This is a genomic window from Tenacibaculum sp. MAR_2009_124 (assembly GCF_900105455.1).
Taxonomy (GTDB): domain Bacteria; phylum Bacteroidota; class Bacteroidia; order Flavobacteriales; family Flavobacteriaceae; genus Polaribacter.
Map to the genome: position 1 here is coordinate 5,001 of NZ_FNSF01000001.1, position 12,438 is coordinate 17,438.

Annotated in this window: 9 protein-coding genes and 2 tRNA genes; 5 read left to right on the forward strand and 6 right to left on the reverse strand. The window is 33.3% G+C overall.

The annotated features are described in order from the left end of the window. Positions 1-27 precede the first annotated feature (27 nt). The 4 genes from BLW23_RS00030 to BLW23_RS00045 all read left to right on the forward strand — a co-directional run bounded on the left by BLW23_RS00030 (position 28) and on the right by BLW23_RS00045 (position 7,229). Positions 28-1,434 (forward strand): glycogen synthase, encoded by a 1,407-nt coding sequence (locus BLW23_RS00030; protein WP_093667214.1) that lies wholly within the window; start codon positions 28-30, stop codon positions 1,432-1,434. A 21-nt stretch (positions 1,435-1,455) separates the two neighbouring features. Then, positions 1,456-2,730: a glucose-1-phosphate adenylyltransferase gene (locus BLW23_RS00035; protein WP_093667215.1), complete on the forward strand. Its 1,275-nt coding sequence runs from the start codon at positions 1,456-1,458 to the stop codon at positions 2,728-2,730. Between the two features lie 101 nt (positions 2,731-2,831). Further along, positions 2,832-4,745, forward strand: a complete 1,914-nt coding sequence (glgB, locus tag BLW23_RS00040; protein ID WP_093667216.1) for a 1,4-alpha-glucan branching protein GlgB — start codon at positions 2,832-2,834, stop codon at positions 4,743-4,745. Positions 4,746-4,826: 81 nt separating this feature from the next. Further along, entirely contained in the window at positions 4,827-7,229 is a 2,403-nt protein-coding gene (locus BLW23_RS00045) for a glycoside hydrolase family 31 protein (RefSeq protein WP_093667217.1), read from the forward strand. 152 nt (positions 7,230-7,381) lie between these two features. Here BLW23_RS00045 and BLW23_RS00050 read toward each other — a convergent pair whose 3' ends face one another. The 5 genes from BLW23_RS00050 to BLW23_RS00070 all read right to left on the reverse strand — a co-directional run bounded on the left by BLW23_RS00050 (position 7,382) and on the right by BLW23_RS00070 (position 11,525). Beyond that, a complete protein-coding gene (locus BLW23_RS00050) occupies positions 7,382-9,706 on the reverse strand; it encodes a T9SS type A sorting domain-containing protein (protein ID WP_176829717.1) in 2,325 nt (774 codons plus the stop codon). A gap of 254 nt (positions 9,707-9,960) precedes the next feature. Further along, positions 9,961-10,033, reverse strand: a tRNA-Gly gene (locus tag BLW23_RS00055). A 42-nt stretch (positions 10,034-10,075) separates the two neighbouring features. After that, positions 10,076-10,148 (reverse strand) — tRNA-Gly (locus BLW23_RS00060). Positions 10,149-10,297: 149 nt separating this feature from the next. Next, positions 10,298-11,011 (reverse strand): SDR family NAD(P)-dependent oxidoreductase, encoded by a 714-nt coding sequence (locus BLW23_RS00065; protein WP_093667219.1) that lies wholly within the window; start codon positions 11,009-11,011, stop codon positions 10,298-10,300. A gap of 52 nt (positions 11,012-11,063) precedes the next feature. Then, complete coding sequence (locus tag BLW23_RS00070) at positions 11,064-11,525, reverse strand: GNAT family N-acetyltransferase (RefSeq protein ID WP_093667220.1); 462 nt, start codon at positions 11,523-11,525, stop codon at positions 11,064-11,066. Between the two features lie 155 nt (positions 11,526-11,680). Between BLW23_RS00070 and BLW23_RS00075 the strand changes: the two genes are divergently transcribed. Further along, positions 11,681-12,115 carry a GNAT family N-acetyltransferase gene (locus BLW23_RS00075; protein ID WP_093667221.1) on the forward strand — a complete coding sequence of 145 codons (435 nt, stop codon included), beginning with the start codon at positions 11,681-11,683 and terminating at the stop codon, positions 12,113-12,115. 1 nt (position 12,116) lies between these two features. Here BLW23_RS00075 and BLW23_RS00080 read toward each other — a convergent pair whose 3' ends face one another. Continuing rightward, a complete protein-coding gene (locus BLW23_RS00080) occupies positions 12,117-12,332 on the reverse strand; it encodes a hypothetical protein (RefSeq protein WP_093667222.1) in 216 nt (71 codons plus the stop codon). Positions 12,333-12,438 lie beyond the last annotated feature (106 nt).

Here is a 12,438-nt window from a genome sequence, read left to right on the forward strand (position 1 = left end):
TTTATGGGAGAACTTTAATCCCCAAAAATGAAAATACTTCACACTAGTTTCGAATGCCACCCTATAGCGAAAGTTGGTGGTTTAGCCGATGTTGTTGGCTCATTACCCAAATATCAATCTAATTTTGATGTAGAGTCTTTTGTCGTTATGCCTTTTTACGAAAACTCGTATTTAAAAAAGAAAAAAATTGTAGAAATTAAAAAAGGTGCTATTGATTTAAATGGTATAAGTTATCAATACGTAGTTTATAAATTCAAACCCAAGGATATTTCATATTCAGTCTATCTAATTCAAATTAAAGATTTATTGGATACTGAGAATGTTTATGGATATATCAATGAAACGCAACGATACATTGGGTTTCAGAAGGCGGTATTAGATTGGATAAAGAGTGAAGATTTAACATTTGATGTAATCCATTGTCATGATCATCATACATCGCTTATACCTTTTTTTATAAAGCACTGTTCAGAATACAAATGCCTTGAAAATACCCCAACTGTTTTAACAATTCATAATGCACAATACCAGGGACAATTTGCACATGATAGTTTAAACTTATTACCTCAATTTGATTTTAATAATGTAGGATTACTTGATTGGTATGGTTCTGTGAATCCTTTAGCAGCTGGAATTAAATGTGCTACTAAAGTTAATACGGTGTCTCCTTCTTATATGGAAGAGCTAAAAAAGAATGCAGCTGGTTTAGAAGGTTTGCTATCATCAGAGAGTGATAAGTTTCATGGAATTTTGAATGGAATAGATACTGCCGTTTGGAACCCCGAGACAGACGGTTCAATATCTAAAAATTATAGAGTAGGTAATGTTATTTCTGGAAAAAAGGCTAACAAAACGGCGCTTTGTAAAAAATATGGATTAGATCCAGAATTACCTTTATTTGGTTTTATAGGCAGACTTGTTTATGAAAAGTCTGCAGATTTGTTGGCCGATGTTATCCGCGAAACTCTTTTAAAAACTAAAGAGCTTAATATTTTTGTACTAGGTTCAGGAAACGAAGAGATTGAAGCACAGATTTTGGAGTTAAAAGAAGAATTTAAAGAACATTTTAATGCGTATATAGGGTATGACGAAGAACTTTCTCATTTAATATACGCTGGAGCTGACTTCTTATTAATGCCGTCGAGAGTCGAGCCTTGTGGATTAAATCAAATGTATTCATTACGATATGGAACAATACCTATTGTTCGAAGAACTGGAGGTTTAAAAGATACCGTTGTAGATATAGGAGATGGTGGGTTTGGTATTTGTCATAATCAAGCTACTATATGGGATATTAGCTATTCGATTGGTAGAGCCATAGAACTTTTTAAAGATCAAAAGAGTTTCAGAAAAATACAGAAGCAAATAATGAAAATAGATAATTCTTGGGATAAGTCAGCCAAAGAATATGTAGATCTATACAAATCAATCTAACCAAAAAAGAACCAAACTATAATGATTAACAAAAAAGTTCTCGCAATTATATTGGGAGGTGGACAAGGGTCTCGATTATCTCCTCTTACAGACAAACGTTCGAAACCTTCAGTTTCTATGGCTGGTAAATACAGGTTAGTTGATATTCCTATTTCAAACTGCATACATTGTGATATAAAAAGAATGTTTGTGTTGACGCAATTCAATTCGGCTTCTCTCAACAGACATATTAAGAATACATACTCATTTAGTAGCTTTAGTGAAGCTTTTGTAGATATAATGGCCGCTGAGCAGACACCAGATAATAAAACATGGTTTCAAGGAACGGCCGATGCGGTAAGACAATCAATGCATCATGTTTTAAATCATGAATTCGAATATGCCCTCATTCTTTCAGGAGATCAATTGTATCAAATGGATTTCAATAGAATGTTAGAGCAGCATATTGAAAAGAAGGCAGAAATTAGTGTTGCAACATTACCAGTTACGTTCAAAGAAGGTACAGAATTTGGTATTTTAAAAACAGATAGTGATAGTTTTATTTCTTCGTTTATAGAAAAACCTTCAGAAGATGAATTAAAAGGTTGGGAATCTGAAGTAGATGCTCAGATGAATAAAGAAGGGCGACATTATTTGGCTTCGATGGGAATATATATATTCAACAGAGATTTACTTGTTGAAATAATGTCAGATACAAGTACTACCGATTTTGGTAAGGAAATAATACCTAATTCCATTGGAAAAAATAAGGTGCTGGCATATCAATATAAAGGATATTGGACAGATATAGGAACCATTGGGTCTTTCTTTGAAGCAAATATAGATTTAACAAAAGAAGTTCCTAAATTTAATTTATTCAATCAAGCGAAGAGTATACTCACTCGTCCAAGAATATTACCGCCTTCAAAAATTTACGGAACACTTCTAAATAAATCCGTAATAGCTGATGGGTGTATTATCAATGCAAAAACAATTGATACTTGTGTTATCGGAATTCGATCAAGAATAGGTAAAGGATGTGAAATCAAAAATACCTATATGATTGGTGCGAATCAATATCAAGAAAAAGAATTAATGGAGAATAACGAACAAAATGAAACTCCGAAAATAGGTGTTGGAGATAATTGTATAGTAGAAAATGTTATTATCGACAAAGATGCGAGAATCGGAAACAATGTTATTATTAAGGGAGGAAAGCATCTTGACGATACAGATAAGGATTCTTATGTAATCAAAGAAGGAATTGTGGTAATTAAGCGTGAAGCCGTTATAGAAGATGGTTTTGTTTTGCAATAGATCGAGAGTTTGCAATTTTAAAAGCACAATTAAAGAGCTAAACTTAGAAGCTTCATGAAAAGTTGAAGTTTTAAACCTCACTTAGTGAGCAATACTATTATATGAGTAAAGTTATACCACATAGTTTATTTACAGAATTTGATATCGGATTATTCAAACAAGGAAAACATTACCGTTTATACGAAAAATTGGGCTCGCATGCCGCAACCATCGATGGCGTTATGGGTACCTACTTCGCCGTTTGGGCCCCTTCGGCGAAAGAAGTATATGTCGTTGGAGATTTTAATTATTGGTCGGATAATGAACATTTATTAAATGTTCGATGGGATGAATCTGGTATTTGGGAGGGATTCATACCTAATGTTGGAAAAGGAAGTTTGTATAAATATAAAATCCATTCTCATAACAATAACATTGTAACAGAAAAAACGGATCCCTATGCTAGGCGATTTGAGCATCCACCAAAAACCGCATCGGTTGTGTGGTATGATTCATATGAATGGGAAGATACCAAATGGATGAAAATGCGCAAGGAAAAGAATGCCCTTGATGCTCCTTTTTCTGTATATGAAGTCCATTTAGGTTCCTGGAAGAAAAAGTTTAACGACAAAAACAGGTCCTTGTCGTATGTTGAATTGGCAGATGAGCTCGTTACTTATGTAAAAAAAATGAAGTTTACCCATGTTGAGTTTATGCCCATTATGGAGTATCCTTATGATCCTTCTTGGGGATATCAAATTACAGGATATTTTGCACCAACTTCCCGATACGGATATCCAGAGGAGTTTAAACTTCTAATTGATAAATTTCATCAAAACGATATAGGGGTTATATTGGATTGGGTTCCCTCTCATTTTCCTGAAGATAATCATGGTCTAGGTTTTTTTGACGGTTCACATTTGTATGAACATCCTGATAGAAGGAAAGGTTACCATCCCGATTGGAAAAGTTTAATCTTTAATTATGGAAGAAATGAAGTAAAAAGTTTCCTTATTAGCAATGCTATTTTTTGGTTAGATCAATATCATATTGACGGCTTAAGGGTAGATGCCGTTGCTTCCATGATTTTTCTCGATTATTCACGGAATTATGGTGAATGGGAGCCAAATATGATGGGAGGAAATGAATATTTGGAGGCGATAGATTTTTTGAAAGAGTTAAATGAAGAGGTATATGGATCATTTCCTGATGTGCAGACTATCGCGGAGGAATCCACAGCCTTTCCTAAAGTTTCAAAACCAACGTCTATAGGAGGGCTTGGATTCGGAAAAAAATGGATGATGGGTTGGATGCACGATTCTTTGCAATATTTTGGAAAACTACCTATATATCGTAAAAGTCATCAAAACGATTTAACCTTTAGTATGACTTATGCGTTTTCTGAGAATTTTATGTTACCATTATCTCATGATGAAGTGGTACATGGTAAAAATAGTATTATAGGAAGAATGCCAGGTGATGAATGGCAAAAATTTGCAAACCTTAGAGTGTTGTATAGTTATATGTTTACCCACCCTGGAAGTAAATTATTATTTATGGGAGGTGAATTTGGTCAACATACAGAATGGAATTTCAGAAATAGCTTGGATTGGTATGTTTTGGAATATGATTTTCATAAGGGAATTCAACAGTTAATTATAGATCTTAATAGTTTGTATCGAAAGTATCCTGCACTTTATCAAAAGCAGTTTGAAAGCGATGGATTTGAATGGATAGCTTATGATGATTATGAAAATTCAGTAATAAGTTATTTACGAAAAGGACAATCAGAAAATGATTCTTTAATGGTCGTTTGTAATATGACTCCCGTACCTCGTGATATCTATCGAATTGGAGTACCTAGAAAAGGTACACTGGTAGAAGTATTAAATAGTGATGAAAAGAAATACGGAGGAACTGGAAATTATGTAAATGAGAAAGTTCTTACGGATACTTCAGAATGGAATGGTAGAAAATATTCGTGCGAGGTTACATTACCACCTTTGAGCACAACAATTTTTACAATAGAGAATTAATAAAAAATAAAAAGAAATTCGCACAAGTACGCGAATGATTTAATCTCACTTAAAAGAGAAAATCAACTAAACTTAAATCGTATGATTGTTAACACGCAGCTTGAAAACAAAGGAAATCTTTTTCCTGGTAAAATACGTTCCTTTGAACAGGACGTTGATAAAATCTACTTTAAAACTGAAAATGGAGTTATTCTTCAAGTTACCGTACTTCGTGGAAGTGTTATAAGGTTTAGATACGCTACTGATAATAATTTTGAAAATGATTTTTCATATGCCATAAGTAATGAAGGAGCTAGAGGTTACAGCAAGTTAGACGTCGAAGAGCACGAGAATCATTATAAAATAATTACGATTAAAGTAATTATTGAAATAAGTAAATCAGATTTAAGAACTTCGATTTACGATACTTTGGGAAATGTAATTTGTAATGATGATTGGGGGTTCCATTGGGAACAAAGCTATGAGTACGGAGGAAATATTGTAAAAATGAGTAAATCCGCACCTCAAGGAGAATGTTATTATGGGCTAGGAGATAAAGCAATGCACTTAAATTTAAAAGGGAAACGTGTTGAAAATTGGGCTACCGATCAGTATGCTTTTGGTAAAGATCAGGATCCTTTGTATAAAAGTGTGCCTTTTTATATTGGAATGTATGAAGAAAGAGCCTATGGCGTTTTCTTTGATAATACTTTTAAAACATTTTTTGACTTTTGTAACGAACGAAGAAACGTTACTAGTTTTTGGGCGCATGGAGGAGAAATGAATTATTATTTCTTTTATGGGCCAGACATGCAAGATGTTATTACAAGATATACCGATTTAACGGGAAAACCGGAACTACCTCCGCTATGGGCTTTGGGGTATCATCAATGCAAATGGAGCTATTATCCAGAATCAAAGGTGAGAGAAGTCACTCAAAAATTTAGGGAGTTACAAATTCCTTGCGATGCGATTTATTTGGATATTGATTATATGGATGGATTTAGATGTTTCACTTGGAACAAAGATTATTTTCCTGATCCAAAAAAAATGGTTTCTGAGTTGGAGGAAGATGGGTTCAAAACTGTAGTTATTATAGATCCAGGAATAAAAATTGATGATGATTATTGGGTTTACAAGGAGGCTTTGGATAAAGATTACTTTTGTAAGAGAGCCGATGGCCCTTATATGAGAGGGAAAGTATGGCCTGGAGAATGTTATTTTCCTGATTTTACGAATCCAGAAGTGAGAAAATGGTGGTCTGGTTTATTTAAAGAAATTATCGATGATATTGGAGTAAAAGGAGTGTGGAACGATATGAATGAGCCTGCGGTAATGGAGGTGCCTTCTAAAACATTTCCAAACGATGTTCGCCATAATTACGATGGAAACTTTTGCAGCCATAGAAAGGCACATAATATTTATGGTACTCAAATGGCTAGGGCAACTTATGAAGGCGTTAAGAAATATTCATATCCCAAAAGACCTTTTATTATAACTCGTTCAGCTTATTCTGGCGCACAACGATACACGTCTTCTTGGACAGGTGATAACGTTGCTTCATGGGAGCATTTATGGATCGCAAATATTCAAGCTCAGCGTATGAGTATGAGTGGAATGTCTTTTACAGGAAGCGATATTGGAGGGTTTGCTGAGCATCCAACGGGTGAATTGTATACACGATGGATTCAATTAGGAGTGTTTCATCCATTTTGCAGGACACATTCTTCTGGAGATCATGGAAATCAAGAACCATGGACATTTGGAGAAGAGGTAATCGCTGTTACAAAAAAATATGTTGAATTACGTTACCAATTACTTCCTTATTTATATACTATGTTTTGGGAATATGCTGAGTATGGAATTCCGATGCTTAAACCTTTGGTACTATTCGATCAATATGATTTGCAAACTCATTATAGAACAGACGAATTTGTTTTTGGAAATCAAATTTTAGTATGTCCAGTTCAAGAACCTAATTCGAAAGGAAGAAGAATGTATATCCCGAGAGGGAACTGGTATAACTATTGGACCAAAGAGTATATTTCTGGTGGAATGGAACATTGGGTTGATGCTGATATTGATATTATTCCAATGTTTATAAAAGAAGGAGCTTTAATACCTAAATATCCTGTTCAGCAATATGTAGGAGAAAAAACAATTGAAGTGTTAAAAATTGAAGCCTATTTTAAACTAGAAGAAAAAGAAGTATCTAAAGTTTATGAAGATGCCCAAGATGGTTATGATTATATGAAAGGGAGGTATTGTTTAAGAACTTTTACCATTACAGGGAAAGAAAAAGAGGTAATTATTCAACAGCATAAAGATGGTACTTTTATTACGGAATACGATACGATAGAATTTGAGTTTATAGGTTTACCTTTTACGATAAGAGAGGTAGAAGTAGATAACGTAATTGTAGATTTAAGAAGTATTCAGAGTTCGGAGAATGATACTATTTTAGGTATTCCGAAGGATTTTAAGGAGATTCATGTTATCGGCTAAGGATGATAACAAAATAAAAGCTCAAGATTTAATTCTTGAGCTTTTTTTAATGGACTCAATAATTACTTTTATTGATTGTCCGTTATTTTCATAATCAACATATTGGGTGTCATTTGACACCTACGATTTATGGTCAATTATGGATAAACATATTATTTTTTAATAAATTTTATCATTTTGGTTTGGCCTTTGTACCCTATTCGAATGAAATAAACCCCTGGTTGATAATGACGAATATCTTTATCGTCATGTTTGATATCATCAATATAATTTCCAGACTGATTATAAATTTTAATAGAGCCAACTCTGTTACGAAGTGATAAACTATTATTTATGGGGTTACCGACCAAAGTTGTTGCAATTAAAGCGGCGTTGCAGCTACCTATTCTTTTCCAAACTTGAGTGTATATATTGGGAAAAGCATATCTACTCCACCATATAGCTTCATAAAGTGTGTTCTGATAAACAACTTTATCTCTTATTTTATAAGTTTTTGAGGTCTTCCATTCTTCAATATTGTCACAAACACTTCCCGTACTTGGGTTTTTAACTTGAATTTGAACCGTTTTTTCGGAAGAAGCCCCCTTAGAATCTGTGGTTCTAAACCTAATTGTAAAATTACCATAATTACTAGGAGTCCATTGCGCTGTACTTGAATTAAAAGTTTGTCCACCAACATTGATTTCAGTGGTTGTAGAATCACCATCAGGATCACTAATATTGCAGCTAATAGTTATTGGCTGGAAAGTTGTTTGCTCAAAAACTTGACCATTGTTAGGGCTAATAATTGTTATGGATGGAGGATTATTGTTTGGCTCTTTAATCGTAATATTAATGGTAGAACTTCCAGTTTTTCCTGTTGTAGTAGTGGCAGTTCCTTTAATAGTGAAATTACCATATTTAGAAGGTGTCCATGAAGCGGACGTACCATTGAAGTTTTGATTATCGACGTTAATCGTAGATGAATATGAACTACTACCTGTATTAGTGACATTAATTTGAATGGAAACAGGTTTCAATTGATCTAAGGTTATTACTTGATTGTTTGTAGGAGTACTGAAAGTTATCGTTGGATTAGTTCCATTTGAAGTTCCGGTAATTGAACCAGAAATACCATACCAACCTAAAGATGAGTAGCGAGAAAAACCGTTACTAGGTGTTCCTTCCGAACCGCTTTCAATAATTAAAGTATAGTTGCCTGATGGAAGATTTTGATTAAAGTTCGCTTTACGGTCTCTTTTGGGGTTGCTTTGTGCAACGGTAGCTCCATTTGAGTTTTCAATTCGAGCATTGATATCTAAAAACGTTATATATTCTATTGGTTTAATGGAAAGGTTTATTTTTCCTCCTGAACTTCCGATTGAGAAATTAAATCGATCAGTATCTGAATTTGTTTCTATTAAGCCTTTGTTTTTTTCTTGGTTTACAGTTCCATTAGATATTTGTAAGGCTTTTCCTTGTGAATTATCATCTTGACGATATGAAAGATATCTTCTTATAAGAGTTAAATCATTTTCTTTGTTTGTCGCAGTGTTATATTCTCCTTTGCTGTATTGAAATAATGGATTTCCCCAAGAGCTTGAGAAATAATAATTACCCATAATTGGCACCCATTGAAACTCAGGTAATCCTTGATAGTACTCTCCACCTGGAGTTCCTCTATCATGACTTAGCCCTAATTGATGTCCAACTTCATGCGCAAGAGTAAGTCCATAGAATTTAGGATTTGTTTCTCTGTAAATGATAGAAGGTCTTGATGTACCAAAAGAGTTTAGATAGGCATAGGAGCGTCCTGTTTGGCTTTTCATTTGAGCAATTCCAGAGTTTACAACTGGAGTAGCTGTATATAAAGAATGGTCAGTAGTTACATTAACATTAAATGCCGAAAGGGCGGAAGCTAAACATTGATAAACCTTCCAAATGTCTTCCTTAGAACCATATTTGGGGTTGGCACCATTCATTATCTCTCTTAAATCAATATACATTACCTTAGGAGCTCCTGGTAAGCTTTGAAGCTTTCTTACATCTGTTCCTGGGTAATTCCCAATATGTTCTTTAGAATGTTCATGATGTTGATGCTGGGGGTTATTAAAATTACAAACTGAAACTAATTTATGAGAAGGAACTTTTTGAACGGTTACTTTTCCCGTTTTGTTAGTAGTGTATTCATAGCCGTAACTTTTAGTTTGATCTAAGGCATAACCGTAAATATTATTCTGATTCCCTCGAAGAATAAAAACGGACTTTTCATTTTTTTCAATGGTTCCATTTAAAGACATTTCACCATTTTCGTAATAGTAATCTTTTAAAGAAATAGGAATTGAATGGTTATCGGTTAACTTAAATTTAATTTGACGGTTTAGGTTGTTTTTTGAATTTTTAAAGGTACAGAGATCGAGAATGTCTTTAGGAGTTCCGATTTCGACTTTTTTTGATTGCTCTTGAGCAAAATTTATTGATGTGTAAAGACATATCAAACAAATTAGAAAGGGTTTGAAGGTTTTCATAATGGGTTAAAATATTAAGTTAGTACTGGTTAGTTTACTTAATAACGTTTGTAATCGAATATGATTAAATTTAATAAAACCTTCTAATTGTGTGAAAGTAAGTATATTGTGTGTTTTGGTCTAAAAAAATCTCTAAACGGAGCAATTTTGAATATGAACGAAGTGATCTAAAGGATAAACAATAGTTAGAAAACAAAAAAAGCCGAAACAATGTTTCGGCTTTGAGCGGGAGACCAGGTTCGAACTGGCGACATTCAGCTTGGAAGGCTGACGCTCTACCAACTGAGCTACTCCCGCGGTAAAGGTTTGTGCAATTTCTTGCTATGTGTTTTAAATTTGAGCGGGAGACCGGGTTCGAACCGGCGACATTCAGCTTGGAAGGCTGACGCTCTACCAACTGAGCTACTCCCGCTTTAAAGCGGTTGCAAATATAAAACCTTTTCTAGAATCTACAAGGGTTTTTTATGATTTTTTACATAATTTTTTTGTCGTTTTTTGTAACTTTCATAGTATCAGTAATTTTGGTTTTTATTTTTTTAAACATTGTTTTTAAGTAAAGCTTTATTTTTTCTCGAGATCAATTAATTTGCATCGAATGGGGAATTTAGATATACTAGCACCAGAAGATAAACTACGTACAAAATCAATAGCTTTTGTCAAATCTAGAGTCTCTATTTTTAATTCATTTGAAATTCGACCATCATTTGTCATATCCGTATCAACTACACTTGGGCATAAACAGCATACTTGGATATTAAAAGCTAATAACTCATGATACAACGATTCACTATAACTAATAAAGGCAGCTTTCGAAGCAGCATATGCAGCTATTTTAGAAGATGGTTCTAGGCCAGCCATAGAGCCTAAGTTATAAATTTCGCCATATCCCTGTTCTTTCATTTTCTCAGCGGCAATATTGCTAATAATCATGTTCGAAATCAGGTTAACATTCATTAGTTGTGTTATTTCCTTGGCTGATAGTGTCGTATTACCAGTCAGTAATATCCCTGCATTATTTACAACAACGTCAATAGTTTCATTATGATCCATAATAGTGTTAATTTTGGATTCGACTTCCAACGGTATATTGAAATCTAAGGAAACTATTTTAATTTTGTTTATTTGATGGTTTTTGTGCAGCTCAGATTTAAGTTTGATAAGGTTATCATGTTGACGAGCAATTAAAATTAGAGAATACCCTTGAGCCGCGAAATAATGTGAAATTGCTTTACCAATTCCACGACTGGCTCCTGTTATTAAAGCAAACTTATTCATTATAAAAAATGTTTAGAAACAGTATTTGTTACATTCTTTTTGATTTAAAGGCTTAATCACCATTATTGTTAAGGAATGGATTGTTCTTATCGTAGACTTTAACAAAATGAAACCCGTAGATTTCAAAACCTTCGTTGTAATAGAATTTATGCGATTTTCTATTTCCAGTATAGGTGTTTAGTTCAATAGCTTCGCATCCTTTCGATTCTGTGTATTCGTAAATCCAACTAAAAAATTGCTTGCCAATATTTTTACCTCTATACGATTCGTCAATTACAACGTGATCTGGTTCTACGCTCATACCTGAATAATGACGCATACTGTACCATAATCCTGAAATTCCAATAAGCCTATCATCATGATAAACACCAACACATTCGTAATTAGAACATTCTGTCATTTTGAGCACTCTTTCTTTCAATATTTCTTCAGGAGTTGTTGAGTTTATGACAGTAAGTAGAGGAAGAATAGTTAGTATTTCTTCCGTTTTAATTGCGGTAAAAGTTAAGTTCATTGATAAAAAAAATCTTTGAGTTATTATGAAACTCATACAATCTTTTAGATTTTAAGCGACACATATCGTCTTTTTTAGTAAATCAAAAAGTTTGATAGAGTTTGCTAATTTAGTTTGTTTTATTTTTGTGAAGTTACTGCTTAAATACGATTAAGATGGAGTTTACCGTTGAAAAAATAGAAGCGAAGGAAACTTATGCTTTAAGAAAGAAAATTTTAAGAGAAGGTATAGATTTGCCTTATAAATTTGACAGAGATTTAGATAGAGACACTTTTCATTTTGGTGTTTTAAAAGATGGTAAATTGATAGGGATTGCTAGTTTTATGAAATCAAAGAATGATTTGTTTTCATCTGATCAATATCAGCTAAGAGGTATGGCAACTTCTGAAGAAGTACGAGGCATAGGAGCAGGAAAAATTTTGATAAACACTGCAATTGATTTATTGAAAAATAAAGGAATTAAACAGGTTTGGTGCAATGCTAGAAAAGAGGCCACTACTTTTTATAAAAAATTAGGTTTTAAAGTAACAGGTAATTTATTTATAGTTGAAAAAGTAGGTCCTCATTTTACTATGTTTTTAGATCTTTAAACTATTCATCTTCCTTTAGTGCTTTTAATTTTTTGAGTCCATCAACTAAAAACCATCCCGCAAACAAGGATCTTATAGCCAGAAAGATAAATTTATTTTCAGTATGAAATCCAAATAGCACCCTATATGTATCTTTATCCAGTAAAAAAGAACGAATGGTTGCATAAATGATTAATACACCTATGATGATATATATGAAAGGAAGTATTTTTTTCATAGCTTTAAGTTTGTATAGTTGTTGGAGTTTATTCTAAATTTTCAAATTCCTTCTATATCAGAAAGTTTAGACCTTTTAATAAATATATCTTCATATACACATTTAC

Coding starts and splice junctions, on each gene's coding strand:
- BLW23_RS00030 (WP_093667214.1), top strand. CDS start 28: ATGAAAATACTTCACACTAGTTTCGAATGCCACCCTATAGCGAAAGTT.
- BLW23_RS00035 (WP_093667215.1), top strand. CDS start 1,456: ATGATTAACAAAAAAGTTCTCGCAATTATATTGGGAGGTGGACAAGGG.
- glgB (WP_093667216.1), top strand. CDS start 2,832: ATGAGTAAAGTTATACCACATAGTTTATTTACAGAATTTGATATCGGA.
- BLW23_RS00045 (WP_093667217.1), top strand. CDS start 4,827: ATGATTGTTAACACGCAGCTTGAAAACAAAGGAAATCTTTTTCCTGGT.
- BLW23_RS00065 (WP_093667219.1), bottom strand. CDS start 11,011: ATGAATAAGTTTGCTTTAATAACAGGAGCCAGTCGTGGAATTGGTAAA.
- BLW23_RS00070 (WP_093667220.1), bottom strand. CDS start 11,525: ATGAACTTAACTTTTACCGCAATTAAAACGGAAGAAATACTAACTATT.
- BLW23_RS00075 (WP_093667221.1), top strand. CDS start 11,681: ATGGAGTTTACCGTTGAAAAAATAGAAGCGAAGGAAACTTATGCTTTA.
- BLW23_RS00080 (WP_093667222.1), bottom strand. CDS start 12,332: ATGAAAAAAATACTTCCTTTCATATATATCATCATAGGTGTATTAATC.